The organism is Alcanivorax hongdengensis A-11-3, assembly GCF_000300995.1.
GTDB lineage: Bacteria > Pseudomonadota > Gammaproteobacteria > Pseudomonadales > Alcanivoracaceae > Alcanivorax > Alcanivorax hongdengensis.
Window position 1 is genome coordinate 82,146 of sequence record NZ_AMRJ01000013.1, and the last position, 17,433, is coordinate 99,578.

The window sequence follows — 17,433 nt, forward strand, 5'->3', positions numbered from 1 at the left end:
ACTCCTAGAAGGACAGCGCCTGAACGCTATCCGGCATGGCATCCTGATCAAGCTCCTGTTGTTCCAGCTCGATCCAGGTGTCTTCCGCCCAAATCTCGAAGCGGTGCATGAGACCAATCAACATGGCCCGTTTTTCCAGTGCGATCACCGAACGCAACTCCGGCGGCACCAGCAGACGGCCGCTGCCGTCCATGTCCAGTTCCACAGCCTGCCCCAGGAAGCGGCGTTTCAGTGCCCGCACATTGGCGTTGGCATCACTCTGACCGGCGACCTGGCGGGCAATGTCCTGCCAGGCGGGAAGGGGATAGAGCACCAGACAGGTGTCGTAGGGGTGTTGCGTAAGCACTACCCGGCCGCCGCAGGAGTCATTGAGTGACTCGCGGTAACGGGTCGGTACGGTTAACCGACCTTTGGCATCCAGGTTGAGCGCGTTACGCCCGTTAAACACAGGGCTTCCCCTTTCTCAGTTGTACGGTTCCATCCCACTCGGCTCCACCGAGCATGTGGATTTTCCCACTTCTTCCCACTTTTCTCCACAATGCCACACTCTATGGCCACCGCGAAGAGCAAGTCAAGCGACGATTCCGGGGTAAACGTAAAAGAATTTCGAGACAAATCAGCCTGTTAGCAGGACAAAGGGGCGATTTCAGACAGATGGTGACGGGGACTTTGCATGTGAATCAGAACGCTGAGCGCGCCAGCTGAGAAAGCACTTTAAGTGTTAGACAAATTAGTTATCACTAACATGTTTTATATTCCATAAATAAAAACGCCACTTCCGCAGCGACGGAAGTGGCGTCATGGAACAGGTGGACCGGTCGATAAGCCGGGTTCTGTCGTGGACAGTCATTCATCTGGGGCCGGCGTCGCCACCGGCCTCTAGCAACCTACCCGGATCCAGCGCGGGCCACGCCATTGGATCCCTATTTGGTCTTGCTCCGGGTGGGGTTTACCCTGCCACCACTGTTGCCAGCGGCGCGGTGCGCTCTTACCGCACCTTTTCACCCTTACCCGTCAACGCCGAAGCGAAACGGGCGGTATCTTTTCTGTGGCACTCGCCGTAACCCTACCGTCACCAGTAAGGCCCCCAGGCGTTACCTGGCACCCTGCCCTGTGGAGCCCGGACTTTCCTCCAGCGTTCCTCTCAAGGAGAAGAGTCGCCAGCGACTGTCTGACCGGTCCGGGGGCGATTCTAGGCAGATGCAGCGAGCTCGGCAACGGGAAACACCAATGGATAATGGATAACTGCGCGAACGGGAGCAAAATCTGGCGTTACTTGTTCGAGATCATTGGGGCCCGGATGCCTTGTCGTCTCGTTCAGTGCGGTGTTGCTGCAGCTATCAATTCTTAATTGGCCTTTGCCATTGCCTCCAGCAGTGCATACACCTGCTGACGCTTCATGCCGGTATGGGCCGCCAGAATCTTGGCCGCCCGGGAGGCCGGCAATTCGGCGAGCAGGGAATGGGCCAACGCCTGGTCCCGATCTGTCCAGCCGGCACTCTGGGCCGCCGGAGATAGCACCAGCACCAGCTCACCGCGCTGCTGGTTGCTGTCCGCAGCCACCCAGTCCGCCATCTGCGCCACCGGGCCGCGCCGCACGGTTTCAAACTGCTTGGTCAGTTCCCGGCAGAGGGTAATCTCGCGCTCCGCGTCCACAACAGCGGCCAACGCCTGCAGAAAGGACAGCACCCGGTGGGGAGCCTCGTAGACAATGGTGGTCACTGATTCGCCAGCCAGACGCTCGATGGCCTGCTGGCGCGCTGCGCCCTTGGCGGGGATAAACCCCTCAAAAAGGAAGCGGTCGGAGGGTTGGCCCGCCACCGCCAGCGCCGACAGCAGCGCCGAGGCTCCCGGCACGGGCACCACCTGAATGTCGGCCTGCTGGCAGGCACGCACCAATCGATAGCCCGGATCGCTGACCAGAGGGGTACCGGCATCGCTGATCAGCGCACCTTTTTCACCATTTTTCAATCGGCTGACCAGCTCGTCACTGCGCTGGGCTTCATTGTGGTCATGGCAGCTGATCAGGCGCGCCTTGATACCCAGCTGATCCAGCAGCCTCTGGCTGTGTCGCGTGTCCTCGGCGGCCACCCAGTCCACACTCCCCAGCACCTCGATGGCACGACGACTGATATCGTCCAGATGGCCGATCGGGGTACTGACCACATACAAAACACTGCTCATATTTGTGTCCTGGCTCTCCGGGCACTGCTGGTGACGACCCAATGAAGCGCCTACAATAGCCGCTTCATTCCGGGAATACGAACCTCACACCATGGAATTTTGGGAACCACTGAGAAAACAGGCTCGTTGTGCGGTGATCACCGCTGTGGCAGTACTGGCCGGTTGCAGCAGCACCCCCACCTCCCACAACACCCCCTATGCCGAGCCCAGCAAACCGGCGGCGACCCAGGCACCCAATGCCCTGTCCGCCGCCCGCACCCAGCTCAACGATCTGCAGGGGCAGGCGCGCATCACCACCACCCTGCACTGGGCCTCTCACTATCTGGAAGCCGGGCGCGCCAAGGATGCCAGCCAGTTGCTGGATACCCTCTCGCAAACATCACTGCAGTCGCAGTCACTGTTCGACTGGCTGCTGCTCAGCGGTCGCGCCCTGCTGGCCCAGCAACAGCCGCAACCGGCACTGGACCTGCTTGATCAGCATCAGCAACAGACCCAGAACCTGCCCGCCGATCAACAGGCACGGCTGGACCTGTTGCGCGCCGACGCCCTGGCCATGAACGGCGACACCCTGTCCAGCCTGCAGCAACGGGTGGCCGCCCACCCACTGCTGGACAAGGACGACCAGCAATACAATCACCGCATGATCTGGCAGTTGCTGATGCAGATGCCCAACACCAAACTGGCCGAAGCCATTGACGGCAGCAGCGGTGATCTGCGTGGCTGGCTGACACTGGCCCAGCTCTACCGTGACCCGGTGGCCGACCTGGATGCCCAGGTGCAGCGCCTCAATCAGTGGAGCGCCCAGTGGCGTACCCACCCGGCCATCAGTGACGTGCCGGCGATGATGGATGCCCTGCGCCAGGCGGCCAAACATCGCCCCAGCCAGGTTGCCGTACTGCTGCCCCTGAGCGGTTCGCTGGGCAATGCCGGCCAGGCCCTGCAGGAAGGCATGATGACCGCCTACACCCTGCGCCAGCAGAAAGGTGGCACCACCCCGGTGCTGCGCTTCTACGACTCCAACACCGATGAAATCCTGGCGCTCTACCAGCGGGCCATTGGCGATGGAGCCGACTTCGTGCTGGGCCCCCTGGCCAAGGACAAGGCCGCCGTCCTGGCCAGCCAGGGCACCCTGCCGGTGACCACGCTGGCACTCAACTACATCGACATGGACGCGGTACCGGACAACTTCTTCCAGTTCGGCCTGGCCCCGGAAGATGAGGCCCGCCAGGTGGCTCGCCAGGGCGCCCGGGAAGGCCATACCCAGGCCGGTATCCTCTATCCCGAAGGCGACTGGGGCGAGCGCGTCGGCGAGGCCTTCGCCCAGCAGTGGCAATCCCAGGGCGGCACCGTCACGGTGACCCGCGCCTACGGCGACGGCGCCGACATCGGCGAAACCGTCAAAGACATGTTGCTGGTGGCGCAGAGCGATGCCCGGGGCCGCGAAATCAGCCGCTTCACCAACCTGAAGGTGGATGCCGAGCCACGCCGCCGGCAGGACATGGGCTTCCTGTTCCTGGTGGCCAACCCGGATCAGGGCCGTCAGGTAAAGCCGGCCCTCAACTTCCATTACGCCAAAGACCTGCCGGTCTACTCCACCGCCCTGATTTACAGCGGCGAACCCAACCCGCGCCGCGACCATGACCTGGACGGCGTGCGGTTCGTGGATATGCCCTGGATTCTTGGCGATCACGACAGTGAGCTGCACCAGGCCGCCGACACCCAGTGGCCGGATGGCCATGCCAGGTATGAGCGCCTGTTCGCCATGGGCATCGATGCCTACCGGCTGCAGGGGCGCCTTTACCTGCTCAGCACCCTGCCAACCAGCGAGCTACCCGGCGCCACCGGTCGCCTGACCATGGATAACCACCGTATTGTCCGCCACCTGAACTGGGCCATCTTCGTCAATGGCGAAGCCAGGGCCCTGCCGCAGGTCGCGCAACAACCGGACGGTGCGATCAGCGCGTCCGCGGTCGACCATGCGACGCTGGATCAACAATAATAGGGGCGAGCGTGCGGAGGCGCGGGCCAGCCAGTGGCTTTGCCAGCAGGGCCTGACACTGGAAACCCGCAACTTCCGGTGCCGCCAGGGGGAAATCGATCTGGTCATGCTGGACCGGGACACCCTGGTGTTTGTGGAGGTACGCTGGCGCAACAGCCGCCACTTTGGCGGCGCCCTGGCCTCGGTGGATCACCACAAGCAACAGCGGCTGATCAAGGCCGCCCAGCATTACCTGGCCAGACATCCCCAGCATCATCATCGCCCCTGCCGTTTTGATGTGCTGGGCCAGGAACCGGATGATGGCGGCACTGTCCGCTATCAATGGATACAGAATGCCTTTTACGGCGAGTAACTCACCGCCAGGCCAAAAAAGACCAAGGGGTTATTTATGAGCGTGGACCGCATCCGGCAACTGTTTGCCGAAAGCATTGAAACCAAAGCCAAGGCCGGCGAAGTCCTGCCCGCCGTGATCGAAGCTGCCGGCCAGGCCATGGTGGAGTGCCTGCTCAACGGCGGCAAGATCCTCACCTGCGGCAACGGCGGTTCCGCCGGCGATGCGCAGCATTTCTCCTCGGAGCTGCTCAACCGCTTTGAAATGGAGCGCCCGGCCCTGCCGGCGGTGGCACTGACCACGGATTCGTCCACGCTGACCTCCATTGCCAACGACTACAGCTATAACGAGATCTTTTCCAAGCAGGTACGTGCGCTGGGCAACGGTGGCGACATCCTGCTGGCGATCTCTACCAGCGGCAACTCCGGCAACGTTATCCAGGCCATCCAGGCGGCCCACGACCGGGACATGCGCGTGGTCGCCATGACCGGCAAGGAAGGAGGCGAAATGGTCAACCTCTATGGGCCCCAGGATATCGAAATCCGCGTGCCGGCAAGCTCCACCGCACGTATCCAGGAAGTGCATCTTCTGGTCATCCACGCCCTGTGTGATTACATCGATCAGCAACTGTTTGGAGGCCAGTAAATGGCAAAGGCGTTTGCGGCACTGCTGATGGGCCTGCTGTTGTTCACCAGCGGCTGTGTATCGCTCTCGAAAGGGATCTCGGAGCAACCCACCGACCAGGATCACGGTTCACGCACCTTCGGTGCCTTTGTGGAAGACGGCCAGATCGAACGCAAGATCAGCGTCAACCTGGCCCGCGCCAGCGCCGAGCTGGACGAGTCGCATATCGTGGTGGTCAGTTTCAACGGCATTGTTCTGCTCACCGGCCAGGTGGCCAGTGATGATCTGAAAAGCCAGGCCGGTAACATTGCCCGCCAGATCCGCCACGTCCGCGACGTGCATAACGAGCTGCATGTGGCCGGCAACAGCGCCATGCTGGCGCGCACCAACGACACCTGGCTGACCAGCAAGGTCAAAAGCCGCCTGCTGGTCAACGGCGACGCCCCCGGCTGGCGCACCAAGGTCGTCACGGAAAACGGCGTGGTCTATCTGATGGGGCTGCTGACCCATGAAGAAGCGAATGCCGTGGTCGCCCAGGTGCAGAAGGTCTACGGCGTGCAGAAAATCGTCAAGATCATCGAGTACATCGACTGAGGCATCAGGCGCTCGAGCCGGGGCCAGCGTGATTGAACGGTCAACGCGACCTGCCAAGGCCGGATTCGCGTGCAAGCACGCTCCCACTGCCACTTGCAGCCAGCGATAAGGTACTTACCAGGCAATAAAAAAACCGGCTTTCGCCGGTTTTTTTATTTCACCACTTTCAGGTGACTGACCTTGGCCTTGCTGTCGGCCTTGTCCGGCGCCGGCGGCGTCGGCGGTTCCGGCGGCTCGGTGGGATCAAACGCCATGCCCTGCCCGTTTTCACGGGCAAACACGGCAACCACCGCATTGACCGGCACCCGCAGGGTCATCGGCACACCCCCAAAGCGGGCCGAGAAAACAATCTCCTCGTTGCCCGCCACGAAATTGGTCACCGCCCGCGGCGCGATATTGAGAACAATCTGCCCGTCCTGCACATAATCCTGCGGCACTTCCACCCCGGGGTAGTTGGCGTTAACGGCCAGATGCGTGGTCAGGCCGTTATCGCAAATCCACTCGTGGGTCGCCCGGATCAGGTAGGGGCGGTTGGATGTCATCTCTGCCATGGCTTACAGCGGGTTGCGCAGTTCGCGCTCGGCATCGGTCAGGCTGGCCTGGAAGGCATCACGGTCGAACAGACGCTCGGCGTAGTCCAGCAGCGGTTTGACCTGCTTGGCCGGCAGTTCAATGCCCAGTGCCGGCAGCCGCCACAGGATCGGTGCCACCACGCAGTCCACCAGGGTGAACTCTTCGCTCATGAAATACGGCAGTTCGCTGAAGATCGGCGCCGTGGCAATAATCGCCTCACGCAGCTCCTTGCGACGCTTGTTGAGGCTGGCCTCTTTCTCTTCGCCGGCCAGGATGGCATCCACATGGCCGCACCAGTCACGCTCCACACGATGAATCAGCAGGCGGCTCTGGGCCCGGGCCACCGGGTATACCGGCAGCAACGGTGGATGGGGAAAACGCTCGTCCAGGTACTCCATGATCACGGTGGACTGATACAGGGTCAGTTCGCGGTCCACCAGGGTCGGCACCTCGTTGTACGGGTTGAGCGACGCCAGATCTTCCGGCTTGTTGTTGCCGTCCACATCAACGATATCCACCGTCACGCCTTTTTCCGCCAGCACGATGCGCACGCGGTGGCTGTAATGGTCTTCCGGGGAAGAGAAGAAAGTCATTGAGGAACGCTTGGTCACCACACCCATTGTCGAGTTATCTCCCGCACTAGTGATCTATAACAGAAACAGGGTAACCGCCAGGCGGATACCCTGTTCATGGCTGAATTTGGCTGAAAACGGCGCGCTAGTGCACGTCTTTCCAGTATTCCTTTTTGAGCAGGTAGGCCGGGACAAACAAGATTCCCAGGAACACCAGCACATACACACCGAGCCGCTCGCGAAACGGGCGAATCGGTTCCGCCGAGTAGGTCAGGAAATTGGTGAGATCACCCATTGCCTGATGGAACTCATCCTCGCTCATGCTCGCCTGCAGCCCGGCCATGACGTTGGGCATGCCGACATTCGGGTACACATGGTTGTTGTATCCGAAGGGTCGCGAGGCATCCTTGTAGAAGCCGGTCAGGTACGAGTAGACCCAGTCCGGCGACCGCAACCGGGTCTCCATGGTGAGATCCGGCGGTGCCTTGCCGAAGAAGGCCTTGCCGTCCGCGTGGGACAGGCCATTCTGCATGGGCTCACCGGGCTTCTCGCTGGTGAAGTTCAGATACTTCTGCACCAGCGCCTCCGGCATCTCAAGGTCAGCGGCCATGCGATTGTACCGCAGATACTTGAGGCTGTGACAGCCCATGCAGTAGTTGACGAACAGATGGGCTCCCCGTTGCAGGCTGACCGTATCCTCCAGATTGACCGGCGCCTCCTTCAAATGCTCGCCCTGCTCCGAGGAAGCCAGCGCCAGTACCGGCAGACAACAGGCAAACACAAGCAGCCATTTTCTCATCAGTGGCGCCCCCCTGTAACCCGCTCAGGCACCGGCCTGGATGTCTCGAAACGGTGCACCAGTGGCAATATCAGCCACAAATAAACGAAGTAATAGACCGTGCCGAACTGGGCCATGGTCTTGTAGATGGCTTCCGCCGGCTCGGTCCCGAGCCAGCCCAGCATCAGGAAATCCGCGGCGAACAGCATCATGAACGCCTTGCTCAGCCAGCCCCGGTAACGCACCGAACGCACCGGATGACGGTCCAGCCAGGGCAGCAGGAACAGCGTCACAATGGCTCCGGCCATGGCAATCAGCCCCCAGGCCTTGGAGGACATACCGAGAAACTCGATGGTGGTGGCCCGCAACATGGCGTAATAGGGCCCGTAGTACCACACCGGCGCAATATGCTCCGGGGTCTTGAGCGCGTTGGCCGGCTCGAAATTGGGTTTTTCCAGCAAATAGCCACCACCATCCGGGAAGAAGAATACCACTACCGCAAAGATCATCAGGAAGACGATCACACCGGGCAGGTCCTTGACCGTGTAGTAGGGATGGAACGGAATGCCGTCACGGGGGATGCCGTTTTCGTCCTTGTTGGCCTTGATGTCGACGCCATCCGGGTTGTTGGAGCCGACCTCGTGCAGGGCAAGGATATGCAGCACCACCAGCGCCAGCAGCACAATGGGGATGGCCACCACATGCAGGGCAAAGAACTTGTTCACGGTAGCGGTGGACAGCAGGTAGTCCCCGCGCACCCAGGTGGTCAGGGCATCACCGATTTCCTTGGCTTCATTGGCACTGATGAAAGGCACCACATCAAAGGGAATGGCACCGGCCAGGGAAATAATCACCTGGGCCCCCCAGTAGGACATGTTGCCCCAGGGCAGCACATAGCCCAGAAATCCTTCCGCCATCAGCGCCAGATAGATGAGCATGCCGAACACCCACACCAGCTCCCGGGGCGGCTTGTAGGAGCCGTACATCAGGCCACGGAACATGTGGATATAGACCACTGCGAAGAACGCCGAAGCCCCCACTGCATGCATGTAACGGATCAACCAGCCCCAGGACACATCGTTCATGATGTAGGCAACGGAACCGAAACCGTCGCTGGGCGTGTAGAACATGGTCAACCAGATGCCGGTGAGCAGCTGATTGATCAGCACCACCAGCGACAACACGCCGAAGTAGTACCAGAAGTTGAAGTTCTTGGGGGCGTAATACTCGGACATGTGGCGGCGATAGGCATCCACCACCGGCAAGCGGGCATCCACCCAGTCGATCAAGCGATTCACCCTTCCCATCATGCCTTGGTCTCCCCTTCTTCCGAACCGATGATGATCACCGCGTCACTGAGGTAGGAGTGTGGAGGCACGACCAGATTGGTCGGCGCAGGCACATCCTTGTAGACACGGCCGGCCATATCGAACTTGGACCCGTGGCAGGGACACAGGAAACCGCCGAACTTCAGGTCAACCGTGGGTTGTTCTTCATATTTGGGGGAGCAGCCCAGGTGGGTACAGGTGCCGATCAGCACCAGATACTCCTTCTTGATGGAGCGCCACTCGTTACGGGCATAGCCCGGTTGCTGGCTCTCCACGCTGGAATCCGGGTCCTTGAGGGTGCCATCGAGCTTGGGCAGGGCATTGAGCATGTCGTTGGTGCGCCGCACCACCCAGACCGGCTGGCCACGCCATTCCTCGACCACACGCTGGCCGAGATCCAGCTTGCTGATATCGATCTTTACCGGTGCCCCGGCATTGCGAGCTCTGGCACTGGGCTGCCAGGACTGGACGAAAGGGACTGCTGCGCCTACCGCACCCACGGCTCCTATTGCCGACGTCAAGCCAATCAGAAAGGTCCTGCGGCTGGTGTTTACGCCGTCTTTATTCATCTAATTATGCTCCCCTTCATGACCACAATGAGTGGTACGAGACGGAATTTTCCGTTCTCGATACGGGCGGAGTGTGGCGAAAAAAATGGTAAAGGAAAAAGCCCACAACTGACAACCGGTTATTCCGTAACCGGTTTTTATGCCTTACGGAAGACGGCCCTTAGGTAACAGACGGGCACAAAAAAGCCCGGCGGAGCCGGGCTTTTCGGGCGAACCACGTAAAACGTGATTAACGCTTGGAGAACTGCGGACGACGACGGGCTTTACGCAGACCGATCTTCTTACGTTCCACCTCACGGGCGTCACGGGTCACGTAACCGGCACGACGCAGCTGACCACGCAGCTCACCATCGTACTCCATCAGCGCACGGGTGATACCGTGGCGAATGGCACCGGCCTGGCCGTTGTTACCACCGCCGCTGACGGTGACATAAACGTCGAACTTGTCAGTCGCTTCCACCAGCTCCAGCGGCTGGCGAACCACCATCTGGTTGGTTTTACGACCGAAGTATACGTCCAGCGGACGGCCATTCACGGTAATGCTACCGCTGCCCGGACGCAGGAAAACGCGAGCGGAAGAGGTCTTGCGGCGACCGGTTCCGTAGTTGTTTTCTACAGTTGCCATCGACAAACCCCTTTAGATTTCCAGCTGCTGCGGCTGTTGAGCAGTATGCGGATGCTCAGTGCCGGCATAGACTTTCAGTTTGCGGAACATGGCGCGACCCAGCGGGGTACGCGGCAGCATGCCTTTGACAGCCTTTTCGATGATCAGCTCAGGCTTCTCGGCCTGCAGCGTGGCGAAATTGGCTTCTTTCAGGCCACCCGGGTAACCGGTGTGACGGTAATACATTTTGTCGGCGGTCTTGTTGCCGGTGACAGCTACCTTGTCGGCATTCACGACAACGATGTAGTCACCGGTATCAACATGCGGAGTGTACTCCGGCTTATGTTTGCCGCGCAGACGGCTGGCCAATTCTGTAGCCAACCGACCCAGCGTTTTGCCGGAGGCGTCTACCACATACCAGTCGCGCTTTACGCTTTCCGGTTTTGCGCTGAAGGTCTTCATGGAATTCTGCCCTAAATTCAATACGTTACGGGTAACAAAAACCCGCCGGCGTCAGTCCGCCGGGCAAGAGAGCGCGAATTCTACCCAAGCAGTCCAGATAACACAAGAGCCGGCCTGCCTTAATTTGAGCGCCGGCCCCGCGAAGCAGGCCGCCGGGCTTGAGCCCGGCCCGCGCTCATGGTGTGATTGCCCGGCTGCGGAGCCGCATTATGCGCCTTTTTCCGCATTCTTCCATCGTCAGGAGTCTGCAATGGAGTACCGTCAACTCGGACGTACCGATTTGAAAGTCAGCGCCCTCTGCCTGGGGACCATGACCTGGGGCAGCCAGAATACCCGGGATGAAGGCCATGCCCAAATGGATATGGCCCTCGATCGCGGCGTCAATTTCTTCGACACGGCGGAAATGTACGCGGTGCCGGCCAGCCCGGAAACCTCGTTCAAGACCGAAACCATCATCGGCGAATGGTTTGCCCGTACCGGCAACCGCGACAAGGTGATCCTGGCCACCAAGGCGGCCGGCCCCGGTGATTACGTCAAGCACATCCGCGGCGGCCCGCATTTCGATGCTAACAACCTGCAGCAAGCGGTGGAAGGCAGCCTCAAGCGCCTGCAAACCGATGTCATCGACCTGTACCAGCTGCACTGGCCGGAACGCACCACCAACTATTTCGGCCGCCTGGGCTACAAACACCGCGACGGCGAGGACGGTATCGCCATCAGCGAGACCGTGGCAGCGATAAAAACCCTGGTGGATGCCGGCAAGATTCGCCACTGGGGGCTGTCCAACGAGACGCCCTGGGGCACCATGACCTTTCTGCGCGAAGCCGAGAAGATCGGCCTGGCACCCCCGGCCAGCATCCAGAACCCCTACTCACTGCTCAATCGCAGCTTCGAGGTGGGCCTGGCGGAAATCGCCCATCGTGAGGCGGTCGGCCTGCTGGCCTACTCCCCGCTGGCCTTCGGCATGCTCAGCGGCAAGTACCGCCACGGCCAGTGGCCGGAAAAGGCTCGCCTGACCCTGTTCAAGCACTTTGCCCGCTATACCAACGAGCAGGCCAGTGCCGCCACCGAGGCCTACTGTCAGCTGGCGGAAGAACGCGGCATCAGCCCCACCCAGCTGGCCCTGCAGTTCGTCACCCGTCGCCCCTTTGTGACCAGCAACATCATCGGCGCCACCAACCTCACACAGCTGCAGGAAAACCTGGAGAGCATCCAGCTGCCCTGGGACCGGGATCTGGAAAAGGCGCTGGACGCCATTCATACCCGTTACCCCTACCCGGCGCCCTGAGCGGCCGCACGCCAGCCCCGCGCCGGCTTGACCGGCGCTTTTTTAAGGTGCAATGTTAACGGCGTTAACTTAATGCGGAATCATCATGCCCAAACCGGCCTATCATCATGGTGACCTCCCCCAGCAAATTCATCAGCGGGCGCTGGCCACCCTGCGCGAGCAGGGGGAGGCCGCCATCACCCTGCGCACCCTGGCCAGCCAGCTGGGCGTCAGCGCCACCGCGCTCTATCGCCATGTGACTGACCGGCAGAGCCTGCTCGCCGAGCTGGCCATCCACGGCTTCCGGATGCTGCGCGAGAGGTTGCTGGCCGTGCCCACGGGAAACGACCGCCACGCCCTGATCGGCATCGGCCGGGTCTATGTACGCTTTGCCCGCGACGAGCCCAACCTCTACCGGCTGATGTTCAGTGGCCACCTGTTTGAAAAAGGCAGTCACCCGCGCCTGGACGCCGCCGGCCTGGGCGCCTTCGGCGTACTGGAAAACACCGTCGCCCGGGCCCAGCAGAACGGCTATCTGAAACCGGCGCCGCTGGCGGTCTACACCGCCGCGGCCTGGTCGCTGGTCCACGGCCTGTCGCAACTGATCATCGACGGCCACCTGGACGACCCGGACGAGCAACTGGCCACCGCCCTGAGCGCCATTTTGATTGACGGCACCCACACCCGCCCTGACACCGGCCGCCCCCACCCCACAGGAGAGACACCATGAGCAATCTGCAACCCAGCACCCTCCGGGTGGGCCGCCGTTACCGCGCCAACCGGCTGGCAGGGCCCTATGATGCCATTGTCATCGGTTCCGGCATCGGCGGGCTGACCACCGCCGACTGCCTGAGCAAGATGGGCAGGAAAGTGCTGGTGCTGGAACAGCACTACACCGCCGGCGGCTTCACCCACAGCTACGACCGTAACGGCTACGAGTGGGATGTGGGGGTGCACTACATCGGCGACATGGGCGCCGACCACACCATGGGCAAACGCCTGTTCGATTACATCACCGATGGACGCCTGCGCTGGGCGCCCATGGATGATCACTACGACAGGCTGTTTATTGGCGGGCGCCAGATCGACCTGGTGGCCGGACCGAAAGCCTTCGCTGACGAACTGAAAAAGCACTTCCCCGACGAGGCCCGGGCCATCGATACCTACCTGGATTATCTGGCCCAGGTGTCCCGAGCCATGCCCGGGGTGACCCTGGCCAAGATCGTGCCAGGCTGGGCCAGCGGTGCCCTGCGCAAGCTCACCCAACGACGTGCACCGGACTATCTCAACCGCCCCACCAAAGACGTACTGGAAACCCTGACTGACAATCAGGAGCTGATCGCCGCGCTCACCGGCCAGTGGGGCGACAACGGCCTGCCGCCGGATCAGTCCAGCTTTATTATTCACGCCCTGATCGCCCGTCATTATCTCCATGGCGGTTATTACCCGGTGGGCGGCGCCTCGGAAATGGCCAAAACCATTATTCCGGTGATTCAGCAGAGCGGCGGAGAGGTCTTCACCTATGCGGATGTGCAGGAAATCCTGATCGAAAATGGCAAGGCGGTGGGCGTACGCATGGCCGACGGCCAGCACATTCATGCCCCGGCGGTGATCAGCAATGCCGGCGTGTTCAACACCTTTGGCCAGCTGCTGCCGGCACAGGCGCCACACAAGCGCTTTTACGCCGACAAGCTACAACAGGTACAGCGCTCCATGGCCAGCGTCTGCCTCTATATCGGCCTGCAGGACAGCGCCGAAAACCTGAAGCTGCCGAAAACCAACTTCTGGATCTACCCGGACAGTGATTACCGCAGCAGCCTGGAGGCTTTCCTGGCCAATCCGGACCAGCACGACATCCCGCTTACCTATATCTCCTTTCCGTCCGCCAAGGACCCCAGCTTTGCCGAGCGCTACCCGGGCCGGGCCACCATCGAAATCGTCGCCCCCGGCCCCTTTGAATGGTATGCCGACTGGGCGGACAAGCCCTGGGGCAAGCGCGGCGAGGACTATCAGGCGAAAAAAGACGCCTATGCCCTGCGGCTGCTGGAAAAGCTCTACGAGAAAATGCCGCACCTGCGCGGCAAGGTGGATTACTACGAACTGTCCACCCCGCTGTCCACGGACTATTTCTGCCGTTACAGCAAGGGGGAAATCTACGGTCTGGACCACACGCCAGAGCGCTTCGAGCAGGACTGGCTACGTCCGAAAACCCGCATTCCCGGTCTGTATCTGACCGGCCAGGACATCATGACCTGCGGCGTGGTCGGCGCCATGATCGGCGGCCTTTTGACAACCCTTGCGGTAAGCGGCTTGAAGGGTCTGCCACTGGCCAAGAAAATTTTTGTGGGTTAATCGGCTGCTGACTGGCGATCCTTGCGCATGGTTGCCGCAAGGGGCCCGGAACAAAAAGCATCGCAGCGTTTTTTAATATCCTGTTAAAGGGGAAATCGTGTCCGTCGCATTCTGGTTCGGCCTTGCCTGCATGAGCCCGGTAGTCATGCCTCAGGCAAAAAGAACCCGCCGCACGGCCCTGCGTCTGCCGGAGGCTTGCGGCAGTGACAACGGCCAGTGGGGCAGCGGCGCCGCCCAACGGCGCCTGCTGGTACTGGGCGATTCCGTGGCCGCCGGCGTCGGCGTTGCCGACCACCAGCAGGGCCTGGCCTGCCAGCTAGCCCGCTCGCGCCATCGCATCAATAATGAAACCGTGGCCTGGCACACCCGTGGCATCAATGGCGCCCGGCTGGCCGACCTGCTGCTGGCCCTGCCGGACATGGCACTACCCGCCAGCATCGACACCCTGATCATCAGTATCGGCGTCAACGACACCACCGCACTGACCCGTCGCCATGCCTTCCGCCAGCAACTGACCGAGTTGCAAACGCAACTCGACCATCGTTATCCGGGTATTCCGGTGCATTTGATGGCCGTACCGCCAATGCAATACTTCACCGCCCTGCCACAACCGTTACGCGCCCTGCTGGGACACCGGGCCGGCCTGATCGACCGGGAAATACAACGGCTGGCACGGCAACATCCCAGCCGTATCCGCCATCTCGCCTACCCGGCCTTGCGGGCCACGGCCCTGCTGGCCGAGGACGGCTATCATCCCAGCGCGGAAGGCTACCGCTGCCTGGCCGCCGCCGTTAGCCAGCGGCTGGCAACGTCTCAAAGACACTGAAGCGGAGGGCCTTGGTGGTCGCTCCGGGCGGCCACCGAGGTCTGCGCAAAGGCTCAAAAACGATAGCTGAGCTGGGCACCGACGATATCCAGGGAACTGTCCAGGCTACCATTAAGCACGCCACGATCAGTGAGGTTCACATCCGCGTCCTTGACGAAGATGTGCGCATAGCCCAGATCCACATTCATGTTGTCCATCGGTGAAAAACCTGCGCCCAGGGTCAGCCAGTAGCGCTCGGCATCCGGCGAGGCCGGCGCCCGGTTCTGCGAATTCTGGGTGGAATCTTCCTTCGCCAGACCAGCACGCAACAGCACATCATTAGCCAGACGGTGGTTCACACCCAAGGAATAGCGCACGGTGTTCTGCCAGCCGAATTCCACCGGCAGGGTAAAACTGTCTCCCTTCAGATCCAGGGTCTGCAGGGTGCTCCAGTCCACCCACTCCACGCCGAGCAGGATGCGGGTTCGGTCGGTCAGATCACCGGCATAACCGAGGGTTGCGGAAGCGGGGGTATCCAGGCTGGCGGACGTCTTGTAGTGACCCGCCGCAATGGGCTGCATCAAGGCGGCGCTGAGCGCGGCGGAACCGGCCTGGCTGATGGTCACCTTGGTATCCATGTCCTTGTAGCGCACCGCTGAACGATAGCTCAGACCGAAGTGGTTATTGTCATCGGCCTGGTAGGTCAGGCCCAGGTTCCAGCCGTAGGCGTCATCATCCCCTTCCATGCGCAGCAAAGAGCTACGAATATCGGTCTCGATGGTGGCATAGCTGACCCCCAGGCCCAGATTCAGCCTGTCCGTCAGGGCTATCCCCAGTGCCGGATTAAGATTGAGCACCTTCAACTCCGAATAAGTGGCGTAACGGTCACCGGTGGTCGGAGATAAAGGCGCCAGCGGATCACTGGCCACATTCCCCCAGTTTTCTTCGTATTCGAACTTGGTGCCGTAGGGGGCGGTGAAACCCAGCCCGAAGGTCATGGTGTCATTCAGCGGCAACGCCAGGTAAAGGCTACCGATGGTGCTGTTGAAATCCTCGAAGTTTCCAGGCCCCGTGGGCTGACCGGAATCGAAGGTCACATCCACAAAAACCTGATGTAGCGCCACACTGAATTCCCTGTCGTGCAATGACGCCAGGGTTGCCGGGTTGAACCACTGGTTGGAGGCATTCTCTGCCACCACCGCTGAGCCCGCATAACTACTGCCCAGCGACGACGTGGACTGCTCGCTGACCGCATAACCTGACGCCATCAACTGGGAGCTCCAAAACAGGCCAACACAAGCGGGGAACAGGACTGCTTTTTTCATCATCATCTCTCCTTGATACAAGTTTATTATTTTGTATCACTGTATCAGGACGAATTCTGTTCATGAACTCTCAAAGCAGGAAAAATGCCCCCCATCCGACCGGCGTCGCTTCAGGCACGATCAACGCAAGGTGTCCATCATAGAGCCCGGCTGGCAGGACAGAAGCGACTGATAGCCATCGCTGAAAATCCAAAAAAAAAGCATGACCATAGGCCATGCTTTTGAAATTCATAAACGGTTTAACGCATCACTGGAAATAGAAGCCGAGTCCCAGCCGGTACAGGCCCACGTCCACGGTGCCGGCGCCCTTGCCCACGTCCAGCCATTGCTGGCTGTAGCCGCCACGGACAAAGAAGGCGTCGTTCACTTCCCAGCGGACCCCGGCGCCCACTTCGTAACTGAAGGCGCTTTCCGACAGGGTCGGCGTATCCAGGCCACAGTAGTAGCCCCACCACGGGTCCCACCAGCACACCGGTACCGGCGGCCCGGTGGGCACATCCGTATCCAGATAGGTGGCGCCCAGTGATGCATGCACATAGGGGGTAATCACCTTGGGCAAAAAGTAATAGGTGCCGTTCACATTCAGGGTGGTCATTTCCAGATCCCCCTTGCCCGAATAGCTCTGGCTGCCGCCGACTTCCCGGCTGGTGGTTTCGAAATCCGTATCCACCCATTCCAGCGCCATGCCCAGCGCCAGGTTCTCATCCAGGTTGTAGGCAAAATCGAAACCGAAGCCCACCGCATCATCAATGTCCGCGCTGGAGCCATTCTTGCCATCAAAGGATTCGCTTTGCAGGCCATTGAGGCGGAAGCTGCCTTCCCACCGCTCGGCCCGGTAACTGTTGCCCAGATCCGCCATGGCCGGCAGACAGGTCGCGCATAACCCCGCAACGATCCAACCCCTTTTCATGCTTCTCTCCCTGGTCTCGCTGATTCCGTTTGGTCGATAGCCTGCCCGGCAACAACCGTCTCCCTGCATGCCGAAGCGACCCGTCACCGTTTAGGTTAGCCCATTGCGCCGCACAGCAGGCAAAAAAAAGGTTCATCGCGGATTAGAGGGAATCTG

19 protein-coding genes and 1 other RNA gene are annotated in these 17,433 nt (G+C 60.8%); 8 read left to right on the forward strand and 12 right to left on the reverse strand.

Annotated elements, in window-relative coordinates; all coding sequences use genetic code 11:
- Window positions 1-4: 4 nt before the first annotated feature.
- The 3 genes from mraZ to rsmI form a co-directional block, all read right to left on the reverse strand.
- Complete coding sequence (gene mraZ, locus A11A3_RS09745) at window positions 5-448, reverse strand: division/cell wall cluster transcriptional repressor MraZ (protein ID WP_008929127.1); 444 nt, start codon at window positions 446-448, stop codon at window positions 5-7.
- Window positions 449-806: 358 nt separating this feature from the next.
- Window positions 807-1,183, reverse strand: an RNA gene (rnpB, locus tag A11A3_RS17260) — RNase P RNA component class A.
- A 164-nt stretch (window positions 1,184-1,347) separates the two neighbouring features.
- Complete coding sequence (gene rsmI, locus A11A3_RS09750) at window positions 1,348-2,184, reverse strand: 16S rRNA (cytidine(1402)-2'-O)-methyltransferase (RefSeq protein WP_008929128.1); 837 nt, start codon at window positions 2,182-2,184, stop codon at window positions 1,348-1,350.
- A gap of 91 nt (window positions 2,185-2,275) precedes the next feature.
- On the opposite strand from rsmI, the gene A11A3_RS09755 reads away from it, so the two are divergent.
- From A11A3_RS09755 to A11A3_RS09770, 4 genes are read left to right on the forward strand one after another with little or no spacing between them, the layout of a single operon-like run.
- Window positions 2,276-4,183, forward strand: coding sequence for a penicillin-binding protein activator (locus A11A3_RS09755; protein WP_040296997.1), 1,908 nt, complete (start codon window positions 2,276-2,278; stop codon window positions 4,181-4,183).
- Entirely contained in the window at window positions 4,161-4,535 is a 375-nt protein-coding gene (locus A11A3_RS09760; protein WP_008929130.1) for a YraN family protein, read from the forward strand. The genes A11A3_RS09755 and A11A3_RS09760 overlap by 23 nt, the downstream gene beginning before the upstream one ends.
- A 36-nt stretch (window positions 4,536-4,571) precedes the next feature.
- A complete protein-coding gene (locus A11A3_RS09765) occupies window positions 4,572-5,159 on the forward strand; it encodes a phosphoheptose isomerase (protein ID WP_008929131.1) in 588 nt (195 codons plus the stop codon).
- Window positions 5,160-5,732 carry a BON domain-containing protein gene (locus A11A3_RS09770; RefSeq protein WP_008929132.1) on the forward strand — a complete coding sequence of 191 codons (573 nt, stop codon included), beginning with the start codon at window positions 5,160-5,162 and terminating at the stop codon, window positions 5,730-5,732.
- Between the two features lie 152 nt (window positions 5,733-5,884).
- Here A11A3_RS09770 and A11A3_RS09775 read toward each other — a convergent pair whose 3' ends face one another.
- The 7 genes from A11A3_RS09775 to rplM form a co-directional block, all read right to left on the reverse strand.
- Window positions 5,885-6,283, reverse strand: a complete 399-nt coding sequence (locus A11A3_RS09775; protein WP_040296998.1) for a ClpXP protease specificity-enhancing factor — start codon at window positions 6,281-6,283, stop codon at window positions 5,885-5,887.
- 3 nt (window positions 6,284-6,286) lie between these two features.
- The gene (sspA, locus tag A11A3_RS09780) at window positions 6,287-6,925 is read right to left on the reverse strand and encodes a stringent starvation protein SspA (RefSeq protein WP_008929134.1); all 639 of its coding nucleotides are present in this window, start codon (window positions 6,923-6,925) and stop codon (window positions 6,287-6,289) included.
- Between the two features lie 97 nt (window positions 6,926-7,022).
- The gene (locus tag A11A3_RS09785; RefSeq protein ID WP_008929135.1) at window positions 7,023-7,676 is read right to left on the reverse strand and encodes a cytochrome c1; all 654 of its coding nucleotides are present in this window, start codon (window positions 7,674-7,676) and stop codon (window positions 7,023-7,025) included.
- A complete protein-coding gene (locus A11A3_RS09790; RefSeq protein WP_083851733.1) occupies window positions 7,676-8,965 on the reverse strand; it encodes a cytochrome b in 1,290 nt (429 codons plus the stop codon). Before A11A3_RS09790 ends, A11A3_RS09785 begins: the two co-directional genes overlap by 1 nt.
- The gene (petA, locus tag A11A3_RS09795) at window positions 8,962-9,552 is read right to left on the reverse strand and encodes a ubiquinol-cytochrome c reductase iron-sulfur subunit (protein ID WP_008929137.1); all 591 of its coding nucleotides are present in this window, start codon (window positions 9,550-9,552) and stop codon (window positions 8,962-8,964) included. Before petA ends, A11A3_RS09790 begins: the two co-directional genes overlap by 4 nt.
- A 229-nt stretch (window positions 9,553-9,781) precedes the next feature.
- Window positions 9,782-10,177, reverse strand: a complete 396-nt coding sequence (gene rpsI, locus A11A3_RS09800) for a 30S ribosomal protein S9 (protein ID WP_008929138.1) — start codon at window positions 10,175-10,177, stop codon at window positions 9,782-9,784.
- Window positions 10,178-10,189: 12 nt separating this feature from the next.
- Window positions 10,190-10,618, reverse strand: a complete 429-nt coding sequence (gene rplM / locus A11A3_RS09805; RefSeq protein ID WP_008929139.1) for a 50S ribosomal protein L13 — start codon at window positions 10,616-10,618, stop codon at window positions 10,190-10,192.
- A gap of 250 nt (window positions 10,619-10,868) precedes the next feature.
- On the opposite strand from rplM, the gene A11A3_RS09810 reads away from it, so the two are divergent.
- The 4 genes from A11A3_RS09810 to A11A3_RS09825 all read left to right on the forward strand — a co-directional run bounded on the left by A11A3_RS09810 (window position 10,869) and on the right by A11A3_RS09825 (window position 15,063).
- The gene (locus A11A3_RS09810) at window positions 10,869-11,906 is read left to right on the forward strand and encodes an aldo/keto reductase (protein WP_008929140.1); all 1,038 of its coding nucleotides are present in this window, start codon (window positions 10,869-10,871) and stop codon (window positions 11,904-11,906) included.
- A gap of 85 nt (window positions 11,907-11,991) precedes the next feature.
- A complete protein-coding gene (locus A11A3_RS09815) occupies window positions 11,992-12,615 on the forward strand; it encodes a TetR/AcrR family transcriptional regulator (RefSeq protein ID WP_008929141.1) in 624 nt (207 codons plus the stop codon).
- Entirely contained in the window at window positions 12,612-14,237 is a 1,626-nt protein-coding gene (locus A11A3_RS09820; protein WP_008929142.1) for a phytoene desaturase family protein, read from the forward strand. The genes A11A3_RS09815 and A11A3_RS09820 overlap by 4 nt, the downstream gene beginning before the upstream one ends.
- Before the next feature lie 97 nt (window positions 14,238-14,334).
- Window positions 14,335-15,063 (forward strand): SGNH/GDSL hydrolase family protein, encoded by a 729-nt coding sequence (locus A11A3_RS09825; protein ID WP_040297001.1) that lies wholly within the window; start codon window positions 14,335-14,337, stop codon window positions 15,061-15,063.
- A gap of 53 nt (window positions 15,064-15,116) precedes the next feature.
- Here the strand turns inward: A11A3_RS09825 and A11A3_RS09830 are convergent, their stop codons facing one another.
- Both A11A3_RS09830 and A11A3_RS09835 read right to left on the reverse strand, forming a co-directional pair.
- Window positions 15,117-16,367, reverse strand: coding sequence for an OmpP1/FadL family transporter (locus A11A3_RS09830; RefSeq protein WP_008929144.1), 1,251 nt, complete (start codon window positions 16,365-16,367; stop codon window positions 15,117-15,119).
- Between the two features lie 247 nt (window positions 16,368-16,614).
- Complete coding sequence (locus A11A3_RS09835; RefSeq protein ID WP_040297003.1) at window positions 16,615-17,277, reverse strand: outer membrane protein; 663 nt, start codon at window positions 17,275-17,277, stop codon at window positions 16,615-16,617.
- Between the last annotated feature and the right edge of the window lie 156 nt (window positions 17,278-17,433).